Below are 17081 nucleotides of genomic sequence, written 5' to 3' on the forward strand. Positions count from 1 at the left end.
TTGCCATCCCGTCCGCCGCAAACGCCAAACACGTTCACGCCAAAGACACGAGAGCAACACGCAAGAAAAAGCGCCACGGCGCACAAGCACCGTGACGCATTTGCCTCACGACTTTACTCGGGGACGACTTGCACAAGAACGCCCGGAAGGGCGCCTTTACTTCCTCAGGCCGCGGCGCCGAGCGCCTTGATGCGCGCCGACAGGCGCGACAGCTTGCGCGCCACGGTGTTGTCGTGCGTCACACCCTTGTCGGCCGCGCGCTGCAGCTCGGGCTGGGCCAGGCGGAACGCCTCCTGGGCCTTCGCCTTGTCGCCGCCCGTGATCGCGTCCTCGACGGCCCGCAGGAAGGTGCGGACGCGCGAGCGCCGGGCGCGGTTGCGCTCGAGGCGCTTCTCGTTCTGCCGGATGCGCTTACGCGCGGAAGCGGTGTTCGCCATGGGAGCTGAGAATACCAGTCGGAATGTTCATGGGGCGCGGTCCGCCGGGGACGGCCGCAGGAAGGGGGGCGTTCTATCCACAGCCCCCCGGGGAGTCAAGGAAAGAGGTCCACCCCCTCTCAGGCATTGCGGAAGGCTGGCTTCCGCTTTTCGGCAAAGGCGGCCATCCCCTCCTTCTGGTCCTCGGTCGCGAACAGGCTGTGGAACAGCCGCCGCTCCAGCCGCACCCCTTCGCGGAGCGAGAGCTCGTAGGCGGCGTTCACCGCCTCCTTGGCCATGGCGACGGAGGGCTGCGAGAAGGCGGCGATCGACTCGCCCATCTTCACGGCCTCATCCACGAGGCTCTCCACCGGCACCACGCGGGTGACGAGATTGGAGCGCTCCGCCTCGGCCGCATCCATCATCCGGCCAGTGAGGATCAGGTCCATCGCCTTCGACTTGCCCACCGCGCGCGTCAGCCGCTGCGAGCCGCCGGCGCCCGGGATGATGCCGAGTCGGATCTCGGGCTGACCGAACTTCGCGTTCTCGGCGGCGATGATGATGTCGCACATCATCGCAAGCTCGCAGCCGCCGCCGAGCGCAAAGCCCGCCACCGCCGCGATCACTGGCTTCTTGATGGTAAGCACCGTCTCCCACTTGTTGCCGATGAAGTCCTCGAAGTGCACGGCCGGGTAGGTTCGGTCCTTCATCTCCTTGATATCAGCGCCAGCCGCGAAGGCCTTCTCGCTGCCGGTGAGCACGATGGCGCCCACCGAGGCGTCGGCGTCGAAGGACTTGAGGGCCCCGCCCAGCTCCGTCATCAGCTGGTCGCAGAGGGCGTTGAGTGCGGCTGGCCGGTTGAGCGTGACCAGCCCCACCTTGCCGCGCGTCTCCACTGAGATCATCCCGTAATCGGCCATGGCGCTCCTCCTTGCTGGGCGCAGGCTGTGGCGCGGCGGGGGCGCGGTCAACGGGGCGCGGGAGGGGAGCGTCAATCAGCCGCGGTGCTCGACATGCAGCCGCAGGGGACGGGACTCGCAGCCGGGCTCAGGAGGGCCGACGCGTCTTCCGGCCGCTTACCGCCGACGCTCCGGCCAGGCGACCACCACGCCGCCCGTCGCGATCACCGCCGCCCCCAGCAGGGTCCAGCGGTCCGGCGGGTCCCCGAAGAACAGGGCGGAGGAGAGGGTGGCCCAGATGAGCTGGGTATAGGTCATCGGCGCGAGGATGCTGGCCGGGGCACGGGAATAGGCCTGGATCAGCAGGTAGTGCCCGCCGCCCCCGAAAACCCCGGTAAGCGCCATCAGCAGCCAGCCGAAGCCGTCGGGCGCCTGCCAGACGAGGGGCTGCGCCAGCGCCGCGACCGCCCCGGCGGCAAGCCCGGTATGCAGGATGATGGTGCCCGGCGGATCCACCACCGAGAGCTTGCGGGTCAGGATCTGGTAGGCCGCGAAGGCGAAGGCGGTGCCGAGCGGCAGGAACAGCGCCCAGTGCGGCGTCTCCCCGGTCAGGAAGGGCGGCCGCAGCGCGACCATGACGCCCACCAGCCCGATCGCGATGCCCGCCCAACGCCGCCGCCCCACCGTCTCCCCCAGCACCAGGGCGGCGAGGGCGGCGGTGAAGATGGGGGAGGCGAAGGTGACCGCGGAGGCGTCCGCCAGGGGGATGTGGAACAGCGCCACCACGAAGAACCCGTTGGCCACGAGCAGGCAGAGGCTCCGCACCGCCTCCATCCCCGGCGCGCGGCTGCGCCAGGGCAGGCGGCCCGTGGCCAGACGTAGCGCCAGCCCCACCATCACCGTGTGGAAGACGAAGCGCATGAAGACGATCTGCGGGACGGGGTAATGGGCCGTCAGCACCTTCGTCAGCGTGTCCAGCACGACGAAGAGGGCGATGGCCGCGAATTGGAAGAGCAACCCGGCGAGAATCGGTGACATCGGGCGGCATCATCGCATGTGGGAGCGGCCCCGTCCCGGCGCCTCGGGAAGGCCCCCCCACGCGGGGTGGGACGCCTCAGTCGGCCGTAACGTTCGCCGCGCGGGCCACCGGCCCCCAGACAGCGTCTTGCGCCCGGATCGTCTCCGCCAGCTCCGCCCGGGTGGAGCCGACGGGCTCCGCGGCCAGCTCCCTCAGCCGGGCCGCGACGGCGGGATCGCGGGCGATCTCGATCATCACGCCTTCCAGCCGCGCCGCCATGGCTTCCGGCAGGCCGCGCGGGCCGACGAGGGCGAGCCAGGTTTCCGCCACGAAGCCCGGCACGGACTCCGCCACCACCGGGATGTCCGGCGCGAGGGCGGAACGCGCGGGGGAGGCGATCGCGATGGCCCGCGCCCGCCCGTCCCGTGCCGGTGGCAGCCCGGTGACGACCGTGTCCGTGTAGAGGGAGATCGTCCCGGTCAGCAGGTCGGGCAGGGCCGGACCGGTGCCGCGGTAGTGCACGATGGTGCATTCCCGCCCGAGCTCCCGCATCAGCAGCGAGACCGCCAGATGCTGCGTCGTCCCCGCCCCCGGCGTGCCGCAGGGCAGCGGCCCCTTCTCCAGCGCAGCGCGAAGGGAGGCGATATCGGTGATCCCCGCCCGCGGTGCCGCCAGGAAGATCACGGGGATGGCGGCGAAGCGGCTGATCGGCGTGAAGTCCGCCAGCGGGTCGAAGGGCATGCTGCGGTAGATGTGGCGGTTGATTACCAGCGGCCCGGCGGGCACGGCGCCGAGCACGTTCCCGTCCGGCGCCGCCTTGGCCACGGCATCCGCCGCGAGGTTGCCGCCCGCCCCTGTGCGGTTCTCCACCACCACCGTCCGTCCCAACCGGGCCGACAGCCCCTCCCCCATGACGCGGGTCAGCAGGTCGATTCCACCCCCCGGCGGGAAACCGACGATGAGGCGGACGGGGGGCTGGGTCTGCGCCTGGACGGGCATCGCCGCCAGCATGGCGAAGGCCATCGCGCCGAGCAGGGCGAGCGGACGCGGCATCGGGTTTCCTCCGGATTCTCGGGCCGGACGGTCCCGCTCCCTGCCCGCCCCGTCAACCCGCCGGCATCACCGCGGCACAAGCACCACGACGGCCTGGGCCGAAGCGGTAACCACGATATCCTCGGCCTGGGCCACAGGGGCCGGGGCGCCGCGCGCCATGGCTGCCATCATCGGCCGCGGCGGGGGCACGTCGCCGGTATCGAGGTTGATCTCGGCGATCCGCTCCACCCGCATCCCGATCCCGGCGGCCAGCGCGTCGGCCCGGCGCCGCAGGGCGTCCAGCGCCAGGGCGGTGGCCTCCTGCCTCGCCGTGCGCTGGGCGTCGCGGGTCAGCCCGTGGCCCATCCCGGCCAGGGCCAGCCCGCGGGACTGGAGCGTGCCCAGAAGATCGAGCAGGGCTGACTGATCCGGCGCCCGCAGGTTCAGGCTCTGGCTGGCCACCCAGCGCGGCGGATCCTCCTGCCGGTAGGTGCCGTAGGTCCCGGTCGAGGCGGTCACGCCCGCGGCGCCCCGCGCCGTCTCCAGCGCCGCTGCCATGGTGCGGTTCACGGCCGCCTGCGTGGCCGCGGGGCTGGCCTCCCGCGCCTCGTACCGAAGGGTCGCGCTCACCTCGTTCGGCACGCGCGTCACCTCGGCCGCTTCGGCGAGCCGGAGCAGCGTGCCCGGCCCTGGATAGACCGGCACGGCATCGGCCATGGCCGGTCCCCAGCCACAGAGAACCGGGCCGCAGAGGAACGCGGCGAGGAGGAGAGTTCGCTTCATGCGGCGCAACCTCGCAGTGCCGCGTGGCGAAGATGCGGCCGCCCGCATCCTCGACTCAATCCTTCCGGCCCGGCAGCACCGCGCTCATCACCTGCCGCGCCGTGTCGAGGATCACCTGCCCCCGCTCCGGATCGTGCAGCAGCGCGGAAACGAGGTGGGAGGCCTGCTGCACCTGGGTATGCGGCGGCAGGGGTGCCACGTTCGGGTCCGTGCGGAACTCGAGCACCACCGGCCGGTCGGAGGCCAGCGCCTGGTCCAGCGCTTCCCCGACTTTGGCCGGGTCGTCCACGAAGATGCCCCGCAGCCCCGCCAGCTCCGCAAAGCGGTGATAGGGAAAGTCGGGCAGCCGCTGCGTGTCGAGGAACTTCGGCATCCCCTCCATCACCCGCTGCTCCCAGGTAACCTCGTTCAGATCCTGGTTGTTCAGCACGATGCAGATCCAGGTGGGGTTCGACCAGGAGCGCCAGTGCTGCGCCACCGTGATCAGCTCCGCCATGTTGTTCATCTGCATGGCGCCGTCGCCGAGCATCGCGATCACCGGCCGGTCCGGATGCGCCATCTTCGCCGCGAAGGCGTAGGGCACCGCCGCCCCCATGCTGGCCAGGCTGCCCGAGAGCGAGCCCCGCATTCCCCGCCGCATCCGCAGGTTCCGCGCGTACCAGTTCACGCAGGAGCCGGAGTCACTCGTCAGGATCACCCCGTCCGGCAGGCGGGGGGAGAGCTCCTGGAAGGGCAGCTGCGGGTTGATCGGATCGGCCTCGGCCCGTGCCCGCTTCTCCAGCAACTCGTGCCATTCCTGGTTGTCCGCCGCGATCCGCTCGCGCCAGGAGCCGTCCTCCTTGGCCTCCAGCAGGGGCAGCAGGGCGCGCAGCGTTTCGGCCGCATCGCCCGTGAGCGGCACCTCCATCGGGTAGCGCAGGCTGAGCATGGCGGGCTGCAGGTCGATCTGCACACCCCGCGCCTGGCCCTCCTTCGGCAGGAACTCCGACCAGGGAAAGCTGGAGCCGACCATCAGCAGCGTGTCGCACTCCTGCATCAGGTTCCAGCTCGGCCGCGTGCCCAGCAGCCCGATCGTGCCGGTCACCCAGGGCAGGTCGTCCGGCAGCACGTCCTTGCCGAGCAGCGCCTTGGCCGCCCCGGCGCCGAGCCGGTCCGCCACCGCCTCCAGCTCCGGCACCGCCCCCAGCGCACCGGCGCCGACGAGGATTGCGACGCGCTTTCCCTCGTTCAGCACGGCCGCGGCGCGCCGCAGGTCCTCATCGCGCGGAATGACGCGGGGCGGCGTCCAGCCCACGCCGGAATGGATCGTGCCGTGGGCGTGCGGTGGATCCTCGTAGCTCTCCTCCGAGAGATCGTTCGGAATGATGAGGGCTGTGACCCGCCGCTCGCCCATGGCGGTGCGCATGGCGCGGTCCACCAGGTGGCGCATCTGCGCGGGCACCGTCGCCTGCTGCACGAAGGCGCCCGCCACGTCCTTGAAGGCGGTCATCAGGTCCACCTCCTGCTGGTAGTGGCCGCCGATCGCGGGGCGAACCGTGTGGCCCGCGATCGCCAGCATCGGCACGTGGTCGCCCGCCGCGTCGTACATGCCCGTGAGGAGATGCGTGGCCCCGGGCCCGCTGGTCGCGAGGCACACCCCCACCTCGCCGGTGAACTTCGAGTGGGCGCTCGCCATGAAGGCCGCCATCTCCTCGTGGCGCACCTGCACGAAGCCGATCTTGTCGGTGCCGAAGCGTTGCAGGCCGCCGAGCAAGCCGTTCACCCCGTCGCCTGGATAGCCGAAGACGCGGCGCACGCCCCAGGCGTGCAGGCGCTCCCAGAAGAAGTCGCTGACTTTTCTGGCCATGCAGTCCTCGCAATCGATCAAGCTCGGGGGCGCCCGTGAGGGGCGTCGCGTTCCGCCCATCGGCATGAAGGCTTGGGGGGGAACGTCCCCCTTCTGGGCCAGTTGCGCGAATTGACGGGCCCGCGGCCGAGGACGACCCCATCCAGCTTGCGCCGCCTTGGCCGCGATAGCCCCTCCTTGCCCGGACGCGCTGACACCCCATGCCCCTCTGGCTCGCCGCCACGCTTTCCGCCGCGCTCTTCCAATGCTGGCGCACCGCCCTCCAGCAGAAACTTCGCGGCACTCTCTCCCTCAATGCCGCCGCCGCCGTCCGCTACCTCTACGGCGTGCCGCCCGGCCTTGTCCTCCTCACCGGCTGGTGGTGGATCACGGACGGCACCATTCCCCATTTCGGCCCGCGTGCCCTCCTGCTCTGCGCCGCCGGCGGCGTGCTGCAGATCTTTGGCACCGTCTTTCTCATTGCGTCCTTCGCCCCGCGCGGCTTTGCCGTCGGCACCGCTTATTCCAAGACCGAGGCCCTGCAGGGCGCGGTCTTCGCGATCATCCTTCTCGGCGAGCACCTCTCGCCCCTCAGCTGGGCCGGCATCGCCCTGGGGGTTTGCGCGGTGCTCTGGCTCTCCATGGCAGGCCAGGTCTCGAGCCTCGGCCAGGCGCTGCGGGCCACGGCCCAGCCCGCGGCTCTCTGCGGGCTCGCGGCCGGCAGTTGCTTCGGGCTGACGGGCATCACGATCCGCGCGGCCAATCAGGACCTCGCCGCGGCGGACACGGTGCTGGGCGCGCTCTGCACCGTGGTTGTCACCAATGTCATGCAGGCGCTCCTGCAGGGCGCCTGGCTGCTGGCGCGGGAACCGGGCGCGATGACCGGGGTATTGCGCAACTGGCGCAACGCGGCGCCGGTCGGGCTGCTCTCCGCGCTCGGCTCGGCCTGTTGGTTCTCCGGCTTCGCCCTCGCTCCCGTAGCCCTGGTGCGCTCGGTCGGGCAGGTGGAGATCGTCTTCACCCTCGCCTTCGGCCGCTGGTACCTCAAGGAACCGCTGCGGGCCCGCGACGCCGTGGGCGCGCTGCTCATCGTCCTCAGCGTGGTGCTTGTCATTCTCGGCTGAGAATCCCTTCGGGACGGCGCCCTCGTTCCGCCTCTGGCCCTGACCGCCGCGGCCTGCGAGAAGGGACTGAATGGAGCACGCGCCCAATTTCCTCGCGAGCCTTGTCATCGGGCTCGCCGCCGCCTTCGCCTTCGGCCTGGCCGCGCGGGCGCTCCGCCTTCCGCCGCTCGTCGGCTACCTCGTCGCGGGCGTTGCGATCGGTCCCCATACCCCCGGCATGACCATCGACGGGGAGTTCACCCGGACCATGGCGGAGGCGGGCGTGGGCCTCCTCCTCTTCGGCGTCGGGCTGCACTTCCAGCCGCGCGACCTGCTGGCGGTCTGGCGCGTCGCCGTGCCCGGCGCCATGGGGCAGGTCGCGATCGGCACGCTGCTCGGCGCCGCGCTGGGCATGACGCTGCCCGGGCTCGGCTTCGGCCCTGCCCTCGTCTTCGGCCTTGCCCTCGCCATCGCCTCCACCGCCGTCGCCACGCGCGCCCTGGAGGAGCGGGGGCACCTCTCCGGCGAGGCCGCGCGGATCGCGCTCGGCTGGCTCGTCCTGCAGGACCTCCTGGTGGTGTTGGGCCTCGTGCTCGTGCCCGCGGCGGCCGGTGGGCAGGAGAGCGGTCTGGTGGAGGCGGTGCTGCTCGCCCTCGTAAAGCTCGCCGCCTTCGCGGGGATCATGCTGGTGGTCGGCCGCCGCGTGCTGCCCTGGGCGCTGCGCCAGGTGGCCCGCTCCGGCTCGCGCGAGCTGTTCACCCTGGCCGTCGTGGTGGTGGCGCTCGGCGTTGCCTTCGAGGCTGCCTCCCTCTTCGGCGTCTCCTTCGCGCTCGGCGCCTTCTTCGCGGGTGCGATCCTCGGAGAGAGCGACCTCGGCCACCAGGCCGCGGCCGAAACCCTGCCGCTCCAGCGGATCTTCGCCGCCATCTTCTTCGTCTCGGTCGGCATGCTGCTCGACCCGTTCAGGGTGCTGGACGCGCCCGTCACCTCGGTCCTGGCCCTTGCCGTGGTCCTGGTGGGCACCGGGGGCGCGACCTTCGCCCTGCTGGTCGCGCTGCGCGTCGCGCCGCCCACCGCCGCCGTGGTCGCGGCCGCCCTCGCCCAGGTCGGCGAGTTCTCCTTCGTGCTGATGGAGCTGGCGATCGGCCAGGGCATCCTGCCGGACGCGCTGCGCGGCCCGATCCTGATGGGCAGCTTCGGCGCCATCCTCCTCATGCCCCTGACCTTCCGCGCCCTCACCGCGCTCGCCGCCCGCCTCCCCGGCCGGACGCCGCCAGCGGAGGACGGCCGGTCCCGCCTGCTCGCCCAACTGCCGCGGATGGAGGGCCACGCCATCCTCGTCGGCTACGGCCGCGTGGGCGTGCTCGTCGCCGCGGCGCTCCGCCGCCACCATCTTCCCCTCGTCGTGGTGGAGGACGACCGCCACCGCTCCGAGGTGCTGGGCCGCCAGGCCGTTCCTGTCCTCTGGGGCAACGCGACCCAGGCCGAGATGCTGGAGGCCGCCCACGTCGCCCGCGCCCGCCTGCTGATCGTGACCCTGCCGCTGGCCTGGGAGGCGCGCCGCGTGGTCGAGCTGGCCCGGGCCGCCAACCCGGGCATCGAGGTGGCCGTCCGCGCCCATCACGATTCCGAGGTGGAGTGGCTCAACGCCCAGGACTCCACCGGCCTCGCCGTGATGGGCGAGCGCGAGGTGGCGTTGGGGATTGCGGACTTCGCCATGCAGCGGATGGGGGTGGCCACGAGCACCGCGCAGGCCACCGTGGACGTTCTCCGCAAGCGTCGCGTTGCGGACGCCGCTGTGGCAGGGCTGGGGGTATGACCCTGCGCTTCGACCCGCCCGCCGGCACGCCGCACCTGACGCGCCTCATTCTTCTCCACGGCGCCGCCTGCGGTCCCTGGATCTGGGCAGACGGCTTCGCCCAGCGCCTTGCCCGGGCGGGGCACCCCTGCATCGCGGTGACGCTCCACGCCGCGACCCTGTCGGAGCGGGTGGCAGCCGTGCGGGAAGCGCTTGAGGAGGGGCCAGCGGTGCTGGTCGGCCACTCGCTCGGCGCCCTCATCGCCCAGCGGCTGATGGACGACAGCCGGGTTCGCGGGGCCGCCCTTCTGGCACCGGTGCCTCCCGAGGGCCTCTGGTGGTCCAACGCCCATCTCGCCGCCTCCGATCCGATCCTCTGGGCCGAGGTCGCCCGCCTGACCGGCTCCGGCGAGCCCTCCCCCGCCCTCGCGAGGGGCCTCTTCGGTCCGGCCATGGACCCGGCCACCGCCATGGCCCACGCAGTGCGCCTGCGGGACGAATCCCCGGCCGCCCTGATGGAGGCGCAGATGCCCCAGCCCGTCACGCCCGGCTGGATCCATGGCCGCCCCGTGCTCGTCCTCGGCGCGGAATACGACCGGCTGATCCCACGGGACGCCATGGAGCGCTGCGCCGGCTGGCACGGCGTCGCGGCCCGCCTCCTGCCGGGAACCGGGCACCTGCTGATGCTCGACGAGGGCTGGGAGGCCGCGGCGGACCGGGTCTCCTCCTGGGCGCCGGCGGGCTGACGGGGCGGCCTCCCCGCCGCTATCCGGCCTGCATTCCGGTCGCTCGCACCACCTCGCCCCAGCGTGGCCGCGCCCGGGTGATCCATTCCCCCGCCTCCGCCGGCCCGCCGGCCCGGGTCGAGAGGTTCCAGTTGGCGAAGCGGGCGCGCACCGCCTCCTCTCGCAGCATCCCGATCGCCTGCGAGGCGATCCCTGCCGCGAGGCCGGGCGGCAGGCCGCGAGGCGCCATCAGCAGGTTGGCGAACTCCATGTCGAGGCCGGGGAAGCCCACCTCGCCGAGCGTCGGCACGCCCGGCAGGGTGTCCAGCCGCTCGGCGCTGGAGACGGCGAGCGCGCGCACCTGTTCGCTTCGAACGAATTCGGGCGCCCCCGAGATCGCCAGGAACCCGACCGGCACGTTGCCGGCCACGAGGTCGGTCAGGGCAGGCCCGGAGCCGCGATAGGGCACGTGGACGAGCGCCGCCGCCGGCAACCCCGCGGCCAGGCGGAAGGCCTCCATCACGAGCTGCCCCGGCGTGCCCACCCCGCCCGAGGCATAGGGAAGCCCGCCCTGCCGTGCCTTCGCCAGGAACTCCGCCATGCTGGCGATCCCCGAGGAGGGATGAGCGAGGAGGACCTGGGCGAAGGTCCCGAGCACCGCCACCGGCTCCAGTACCTCCGGGTCGTAGCCGAGATCGGCATAGAGATGAGGGTTCACCGTCAGCGTGGTGTCGATCGTCAGCAGCAGCGTGCGCCCGTCCGGCCGGGCGCGCGCCACCTGCGCCCCCGCTAGGTTGCCGCCGGCGCCGGCGCGGTTGTCCACGATCACAGTGCCCCCGGAGCCCGGCGCCGCACCGGGCCGCAGCATCCGATCGGCCAGCAGCCTGGCGATGCCGTCCGAGGCGGCGCCCGGTGGGAAGGGGACGACGATCCGGTAGGGGTCCGGCGCCTGCGCCTCGACCCTGCGCGCCGTGCCGAGAAGAACACCCGAGGCAAGGCCGAGCGCCCGCCGCCGGCCTGGGTGAGGCATCCGGTTCATCAGCCGACCTTCATCCCGGTCTCCCGCGCGATCCTGCCCCATCGCTCCCCCGCGGCGGCGATCCAGGCCGCGGCCTCCTCGGGCCCGCCCGCCTCGGCATCCACCCCCCAGGCCGCGAGCCGCGCCCGCGTTCCCGGTTGGGCCATGACGGCGGCGACCAGCCCGGCCCAGTCCCGCCGCATCTCCGCCGGCAGCCCGCGTGGGGCGACCAGCACGAAGGCGAAGCGCACGTCGAAGCCCGGATGGCCCAGTTCGGCCACCGTCGGGGCCTCGGGCAGCATCTCCATCCGGTGGGTGCCCGAGACGGCCAGCCCACGCAGCCGCCCGTCCCGCACGAAGTCGGCGCCGCCACCCACGGCAAGGAACCCGACCGAGACCTGCCCGGCGATGAGGCTGGTCAGCGCCTCCGCATTGCCGCGGAAGGGCACGTGCTCGAAGGCGGAGGCCGGCAGGCCGAGGGCCGCCCGCAGCGCCTCCATCGCCAAGTGCCCGGGCGAGCCGCTGCCCGCCGAGGCGTAGAGAAGCGGCCGGGCCCGCGCCGCCGCCGCAAGCCCCGCGAGATCGGTGATGCCGGAGGTGGGGTTCACCAGCAGCGCCAGCGGAAAGGTGCCCGCGATGGCCACCGGCTCGAGGTCACGCGCGGGATCGAAGCCCGGATTGGCGTAGAGATGCGGGTTGAGGCTGAAGGTGGTGTCGATCGCCAGCAGCAGGGTCCGCCCGTCCGCCGGGGCGCGCGCGACCCCGGCCGCGGCGATGTTGCCGTTGGCTCCCGGCCGGTTGTCCACCACGACCGTGCCGCGCAGCCGCGCCGCCTCGCCGCGCAAGGCCCCTTCGGCCAGCAGCCGCGCCACCCCGTCGAGGGCCGCGCCCGGCGGGAAGGCGGCGACGATCCGCATCGCCTCGACCTGCGCCCTTGCGGGGGCCACGGCGGCCAAGGCCAGCATTCCCGCCGCCCGCCGTGTGATCACCATTCTTGCCACGGCTCGCCCCCTGGTACCCGGCCTACCGCCGGTCCTCTCTTGCGCCTAGCCTGGGGGCAGGAAACAGCCGGAAGCAAGGGCGCGATGACCGCCAGGAACGTTCTCTTCGTGATGTCGGACCAGTTCCGCTGGGACCATATGTCCTGCGCCGGCCACCCGCACCTGCCCACGCCGAACCTCGACGCGCTCGCGGCGCGCGGGGTGCGCTTCGCCCAGGCCTACGTCCAGTCCGGCATCTGCGGGCCCTCGCGCATGTCCTACTACACCGGCCGCTACGTCTCCTCGCACGGCGCCACCCATAACCGCGTGCCGCTCTCGGTCGGCGAGGTGACGCTCGGCTGGCACCTGCGGGAGGCCGGGCGCAGCCTTGCGCTGGCCGGCAAGACGCATGTGCTGCCCGATGCCCGCGGCCAGAAGCGCCTGGAGGTGGATGGCGCGAGCGAGCTCAAGGTGCTGCTCGACGAGGGCTGGTTCACCCTTGTGGACCGCCATGACGGCCATCACGGCGAGCCCGATTCAGCCTATGCCGACTGGCTGCGCGCCAAGGGCTATGACAGCCCCGACCCCTGGACGGACTACGTCATCGCCGTCGATGGCCCGGACGGCCCGCTCTCCGGCTGGAAGATGCGCAACGCCCGCTATCCCTCCCGTGTCAGGGAGGAGCACAGCGAGACCGCCTATACCACCGACCTCGGCATTCGCTTCATGGAGGAGCAGGGGGACAAGCCCTGGGTGCTCCACCTCTCCTATGTCAAGCCGCACTGGCCCTACATCGCGCCCGCCCCGTACCATCAGATGTTCCGGCCGGAGGACTGCCTCCCCGTCGTGCGCGGCGAGGCGGAGCGCGGCCCCGGCGCGCACCCTGTCCTCCGCGAGTTCCAGAACGAGGAAGTCGCCCGGAACTTCGCCCGCGACGAGACCATCGCGACGGTGCGCCCGGCCTATCAGGGCCTTATCGCCCAGCTCGACCACCATCTCGGCCGGGTATGGGAGGCGATGGAGCGGCTCGGCCGCTGGAAGGACACGCTCGTCGTCTTCTGCGCCGACCACGGCGACTACCTCGGCGACCACTGGCTCGGCGAGAAGGAACTGTTCCACGACCCCGTGCAGCGCGTGCCCTTCATCCTCTACGATCCCTCGGCCGAGGCGGACGCGACGCGCGGCACGGTCGAGAACCGCTTCGCCGAGGCAATCGACGTGGTGCCCACGATCCTGGACGCGCTCGGCCTCGAGCCCGCCGAGCACGTGGTGGAGGGCCGTTCCCTCCTGCCGCTCACGCGCGGACGGGAGGTGGCCTGGCGCGACGCCGCCTTCTCGGAGCTGGACTGGACCTTCCGCGGCGCCCGCCGCCGCCTCGGCCTGCCGACCGGCCATCACCACGCCTGGATGGTCCGCACCGAGCGTTGGAAATACGTCCACTGGACCGGCGGCCTGCGGCCGATGCTTTTCGACCTCGCCGCCGACCCGCAGGAACTGCACGATCTCGGCGACGACCCCGCCATGGCCGAGACCTGCCGGGAGATGCGGGAGCGGCTGCTGGCTTGGTTCCAGGGGCTGAAGCGCCGCACCACTATCACCTGGGCGGAGGCGGAGCTGCGCACGGACAGCCACAAGCGGGCAGGGGTTTTCCTCGGGGAGTGGTGAGCCCCCGGCCGCGCTCAGTGGGCCGGGGTCCGCTTGCCCCGCCCCGCCTCGGCGCGGACCGAGACCTGGGCCAGCACGGCGCCGGCAACGAGCAGAACGAGGCCCAGCGCCAGCATGACTCCCATGGTCTGGAGACCCGCGAACATCGGCCGGATATAGCTGCCGAAGGGGTTCCAGCCGATCACGCCCGTGAGGAGGATGTAGACCGCGAAGGCCAGGGACACCGCGCCCGCCGCGAAGGCCACAAGACCGGCGATGTTCAGCAGGCGGGGCACGCGGCGTTCCTCCGGGACCTTGACCCGCCGACGATGCCATGCCGGCCGTCGTCCGCGAAGGGGGATGGCCCGGCGGCCCGCATCCCATATGACCCGCCAGATACCAGCGCATCCATCAGCCCATCCGGGAGCCGCCGCCATGCCGATCGACGAGAGCCGCACCTTCCTGCCCGTGAACATCGCCGTGCTGACCGTCAGCGACACGCGCGACCTCGCCTCCGACCGCTCCGGCGACACGCTGGCCGCCCGGATCGAGGCCGCCGGCCACCGGCTGGCCGACCGCGCCATCGCGCGCGACGAGGCGGACACCATCGAGGCCCATCTCCGCCGCTGGATCGCCGACCCGCAGGTGGACTGCGTCATCACCACTGGCGGCACCGGCATCACCGGCCGCGACGTGACGCCGGAGGCCTTCGCCCGCGTGCTGGAGAAGGAGATCACGGGCTTCGGCGAGCTGTTCCGCATGCTCAGCTACGCGAAGATCGGCACCTCCACGATCCAGTCCCGCGCCATCGGCGGCGTCTCGGGTGGCACCTACCTGTTCGCCCTGCCTGGAAGCACCGGGGCGGTGAAGGACGCCTGGGACGACATCCTCGTCCACCAGCTCGACGCCCGCTTCCGCCCCTGCAATCTGGTGGAGCTCATGCCCCGCCTGCTGGAGCACCTGCGCGCGGCCTGATCGGCCGGTCCTGGCAACTTCCCGCTTCCTGCCCACGTTCGGAACCCTGAAACGAGCGGAGGCACGACATGGCAGACAGCGGCTTGCGGATGGCCCAGCCCGGCGAGGCGGTTCCTTTCGAGATCCCCGGCGCAACCGGCGAGTTCAAGATCCAGATCCTGAACGAGGACCGCTCGAAGGGCGTCGTCACCTCCATCGTGCACCTGCCGGCAGGCGGGGTGATCCCGGCGCACTACCACGATGCCGGCTCCGAGATGCACTTCGTGCTGGAGGGCGACCTGATCGAGGCCGGCCAGCCGCTCGCCGTCGGCGCCTTCCTCACCCACGCCAAGGGCGTGGTTCACGGCCCGCACGAGAGCAAGGGCGGCGCGAAGGTCCTGACCGTGCAGACCTGGCAGAGCGAGGGCGGCAGCTTCGACTTCCGGCCCGCGGAAGGCGGCGGCGCTCAGCAGGGTGGCTCTCAGGGAAGCTCCGCCGGAGGCACTTCCGGTGCGTCATCATCCCAGGGGCCCGGCCCCGGCGGTGCGTCCCAGCCCGCCAACGCCGATGCTGAGACCCAGGAAGAGGCCGCCGAGGACCACAAGAACAAGGGCTACTCCTGAGGCACTCCGGCCGCCCCTTAGGGGCGGCCGACCTCAGACCAGGGCGCGCGCGAAAACGGCAGGATCGACATTCCCGCCGCTGATGACCACGCCAAGGGTCCGCCCCCTCGCCGGCACGCGCCCGGCGAGGACGGCGGCCAGTGCCACCGCGCCGCCCGGCTCCACCACCAGCTTCAGGTGGTCGAAAGCGAAGCGCATGGCGGCCAGCACCTCCTCCACCGTGACGGCGACGCCACCCGCGAGGCGGGGACGGTTCAGCGCGAAGGTGATCTCGCCCGGCCGGATCGAGAGCAGCGCGTCGCAGAAGGTGGAGCCCTTGCCGTCCGCGGCCAGCCGCTCCCCCGCCGCGAGCGACCGCGCCGTGTCGTCCCAGCCTTCCGGCTCGGCGGCGATGACCTCGGTGCCGGGGCTCGCCCCCTCCACCGCGAGGGCGCAGCCCGCCACCAACCCGCCACCGCCGGTGCAAACGACCATCGCGTCCATCCGCAGCCCGGCCTCGGCGGCGTCCTCCACGAGTTCCAGCCCCGCCGTCCCCTGGCCCGCGATCACGTCCGGATGGTCGAAGGGCGGGATGAGGGCGGCGCCGCGCTCCTCGGCCAATCGCTTCGCCAGGGCCTCGCGGTCGGTGTTCAGCCGGTCGAAGAAGGTGATCTCCGCCCCCCAGCGCCGGGTGCTCTCGACCTTGATGGCGGGGGCGTCCCCGGGCATCGCGATCAGCGCCCGCACCCCTTCCGAGGCGGCCGCGCTGGCCAGGGCCTGCCCGTGATTGCCCGAGGAATGCGTCACCACTCCGCCAGCGCGCCTGTCCTCGGCCAGGCGGAGCACCGCGTTGGTCGCACCCCGGAACTTGAAGGAGCCGGTGCGCTGCAGCGGCTCCGGCTTCACCAGCACCGTCCCGCCCGTCAGCGCGTCCAGCACGGGGTGGCGCAGCATCGGCGTGCGGACGACGCGCCCCGCCAGCCGCGCGGCGGCGGCACGGACATCGTCGTGGCTGGGCAGCGGGCTCATGCGAACTCCTTGGCGAAGCGACGCGGATCGACGAGCGGCACGATGTCCCTCAGCCCTTCCGGATCCTCCTCGTTCACCAGCATCGCCAGCAGCCGGCCAGCGGCCGGGGCGGTCTGGATACCGTATCCCCCCTGCCCGCAGTTCCAGAAGAAGCCCGGCGTGCCGGAGGGGCCGATGGCCAGCCCGCGGTCCGGCGTGAAGGTCCGGAGGCCCGCCCAGCGGTGCTCCACCCGGCGGACGGGAATGTCGAGCGCCTGCTCGAACCGGTCCGCCGCGATGGCCACGTCCAGCTCGTCCGGCTGGGCGTCGCAGGGGTCGCTGTCCGTCTCGTCGGCCGGCGACACCATGAGCTTCGCCCGAGCCTCCGGCCGGGCGTACCAGGTATGGGCGACATCCCCGAGCAGCGGCCAGGCCGAAACATCGTGCGGCGCGGGATCGACGATCAGCGCCGTCCGCCGCTTCGGCTGCAGCCCCAGCGGCGCGACGCCCGCTATCCGGGCGACCTCGTCCCCCCAGGCGCCCGCCGCGTTCACCAGCACGGGCGCGGCGAAGACGGTGCCGTCGCTCGTCTCGGCGTGCCACCGCCCCGCCTCCTGCCAGATGCGCCCGGCTCGCTGCCGCAGGGCGAGCACGCCGCCGGCGGCCCGCACCGCCCGCAGGAAGCCCGCGTGCAGCGCGGCCACGTCCATGTCGAAGGCATTGCGCTGGATCGCGGCGGCGGCGGCGTAGCCGGGCCGCAGGGCCGGCGCCATGGCCCGCACCGCCTCGGGCGTGATCGGCTCGATCTCCTCGCCGCCCGCCATCATCGCCTCCAGCGCCGGAACCTGCTCGGGCGGCGCCAGATGCACGACGGGGCGCGGAGTCATCAGCGGCACGTCGGCGAAGCCCGGGGGCGGGTTGCGGAAGAAACCTCCCGAAGCCGCCGTCAGCACCTGCGCGTCCGGGGTCCCGTAATTGAGGATCCAGATGGCGGCCGAGCGGCCGGTCGTGTGGTAGCCCGCACTCTCCTCCGCCTCGAGAAGGGCGGTGCGGCGGGTCGTCGCCAGGTGCGCCGCGGCCGTGGCGCCGCCGATGCCGGCGCCGATCACCAGCGCGTCGAAAGCTTGGATATCCATGCGCGCATCGTGCGGCCCGGCACGCATGGCGGCAACCCGGCCGTCGGCATTGACCCCGTTTCACGAACGATTTAGGTGCGATCGCGAAAACCACGCCTCATCCAGGCAAAATCCGGACGCGAGAACCGTTCCGTCACGCC

General features: G+C 72.4%; 17 protein-coding genes. 6 read left to right on the forward strand and 11 right to left on the reverse strand.

The genetic code is table 11. From position 1 onward, the window contains the following. Positions 1–164: 164 nt before the first annotated feature. The 6 genes from rpsT to D9599_RS16425 form a co-directional block, all read right to left on the reverse strand. Entirely contained in the window at positions 165–437 is a 273-nt protein-coding gene (gene rpsT / locus D9599_RS16400) for a 30S ribosomal protein S20 (RefSeq protein WP_198382353.1), read from the reverse strand. Positions 438–556: 119 nt separating this feature from the next. Further along, the gene (locus D9599_RS16405; RefSeq protein WP_198382354.1) at positions 557–1336 is read right to left on the reverse strand and encodes an enoyl-CoA hydratase; all 780 of its coding nucleotides are present in this window, start codon (positions 1334–1336) and stop codon (positions 557–559) included. A 156-nt stretch (positions 1337–1492) separates the two neighbouring features. Then, the gene (locus D9599_RS16410) at positions 1493–2353 is read right to left on the reverse strand and encodes a DMT family transporter (protein WP_198382355.1); all 861 of its coding nucleotides are present in this window, start codon (positions 2351–2353) and stop codon (positions 1493–1495) included. A gap of 76 nt (positions 2354–2429) precedes the next feature. After that, positions 2430–3386 carry a tripartite tricarboxylate transporter substrate binding protein gene (locus D9599_RS16415; protein ID WP_198382356.1) on the reverse strand — a complete coding sequence of 319 codons (957 nt, stop codon included), beginning with the start codon at positions 3384–3386 and terminating at the stop codon, positions 2430–2432. 66 nt (positions 3387–3452) lie between these two features. Next, positions 3453–4148, reverse strand: coding sequence for an SIMPL domain-containing protein (locus D9599_RS16420; RefSeq protein WP_198382357.1), 696 nt, complete (start codon positions 4146–4148; stop codon positions 3453–3455). Between the two features lie 55 nt (positions 4149–4203). Next, positions 4204–5994 carry a thiamine pyrophosphate-requiring protein gene (locus D9599_RS16425; RefSeq protein WP_198382358.1) on the reverse strand — a complete coding sequence of 597 codons (1791 nt, stop codon included), beginning with the start codon at positions 5992–5994 and terminating at the stop codon, positions 4204–4206. Between the two features lie 200 nt (positions 5995–6194). Between D9599_RS16425 and D9599_RS16430 the strand changes: the two genes are divergently transcribed. From D9599_RS16430 to D9599_RS16440, 3 genes are all read left to right on the forward strand, one after another. Next, complete coding sequence (locus tag D9599_RS16430; protein ID WP_198382359.1) at positions 6195–7097, forward strand: DMT family transporter; 903 nt, start codon at positions 6195–6197, stop codon at positions 7095–7097. A 70-nt stretch (positions 7098–7167) separates the two neighbouring features. Continuing rightward, positions 7168–8895 (forward strand): cation:proton antiporter, encoded by a 1728-nt coding sequence (locus D9599_RS16435; protein WP_198382360.1) that lies wholly within the window; start codon positions 7168–7170, stop codon positions 8893–8895. Next, entirely contained in the window at positions 8892–9620 is a 729-nt protein-coding gene (locus tag D9599_RS16440) for an alpha/beta fold hydrolase (protein WP_198382361.1), read from the forward strand. Before D9599_RS16435 ends, D9599_RS16440 begins: the two co-directional genes overlap by 4 nt. Before the next feature lie 19 nt (positions 9621–9639). Here D9599_RS16440 and D9599_RS16445 read toward each other — a convergent pair whose 3' ends face one another. Together D9599_RS16445 and D9599_RS16450 are read right to left on the reverse strand one after the other, a co-directional pair. After that, positions 9640–10638, reverse strand: coding sequence for a tripartite tricarboxylate transporter substrate binding protein (locus D9599_RS16445; RefSeq protein ID WP_198382362.1), 999 nt, complete (start codon positions 10636–10638; stop codon positions 9640–9642). Continuing rightward, a complete protein-coding gene (locus D9599_RS16450; protein ID WP_198382363.1) occupies positions 10638–11609 on the reverse strand; it encodes a tripartite tricarboxylate transporter substrate binding protein in 972 nt (323 codons plus the stop codon). Before D9599_RS16450 ends, D9599_RS16445 begins: the two co-directional genes overlap by 1 nt. A gap of 93 nt (positions 11610–11702) precedes the next feature. Between D9599_RS16450 and D9599_RS16455 the strand changes: the two genes are divergently transcribed. Beyond that, entirely contained in the window at positions 11703–13262 is a 1560-nt protein-coding gene (locus D9599_RS16455) for a sulfatase-like hydrolase/transferase (protein WP_198382364.1), read from the forward strand. Positions 13263–13276: 14 nt separating this feature from the next. Here the strand turns inward: D9599_RS16455 and D9599_RS16460 are convergent, their stop codons facing one another. Next, positions 13277–13537: a hypothetical protein gene (locus tag D9599_RS16460; RefSeq protein ID WP_198382365.1), complete on the reverse strand. Its 261-nt coding sequence runs from the start codon at positions 13535–13537 to the stop codon at positions 13277–13279. Between the two features lie 139 nt (positions 13538–13676). Here D9599_RS16460 and moaB point away from each other — a divergent pair, with 139 nt between their 5' ends. Together moaB and D9599_RS16470 are read left to right on the forward strand one after the other, a co-directional pair. Next, positions 13677–14216 carry a molybdenum cofactor biosynthesis protein B gene (gene moaB, locus D9599_RS16465; RefSeq protein ID WP_198382366.1) on the forward strand — a complete coding sequence of 180 codons (540 nt, stop codon included), beginning with the start codon at positions 13677–13679 and terminating at the stop codon, positions 14214–14216. A gap of 68 nt (positions 14217–14284) precedes the next feature. After that, a complete protein-coding gene (locus D9599_RS16470; protein ID WP_198382367.1) occupies positions 14285–14818 on the forward strand; it encodes a cupin domain-containing protein in 534 nt (177 codons plus the stop codon). Positions 14819–14851: 33 nt separating this feature from the next. Here the strand turns inward: D9599_RS16470 and D9599_RS16475 are convergent, their stop codons facing one another. Continuing rightward, complete coding sequence (locus D9599_RS16475) at positions 14852–15826, reverse strand: threonine/serine dehydratase (protein WP_198382368.1); 975 nt, start codon at positions 15824–15826, stop codon at positions 14852–14854. Then, positions 15823–16941 carry an FAD-binding oxidoreductase gene (locus D9599_RS16480; protein ID WP_198382369.1) on the reverse strand — a complete coding sequence of 373 codons (1119 nt, stop codon included), beginning with the start codon at positions 16939–16941 and terminating at the stop codon, positions 15823–15825. The genes D9599_RS16475 and D9599_RS16480 overlap by 4 nt, the downstream gene beginning before the upstream one ends. Positions 16942–17081: the final 140 nt, after the last annotated feature.

Origin of the sequence: Roseomonas sp. KE2513, from assembly GCF_016107305.1 — a bacterium.
Classification (GTDB): domain Bacteria; phylum Pseudomonadota; class Alphaproteobacteria; order Acetobacterales; family Acetobacteraceae; genus Roseomonas.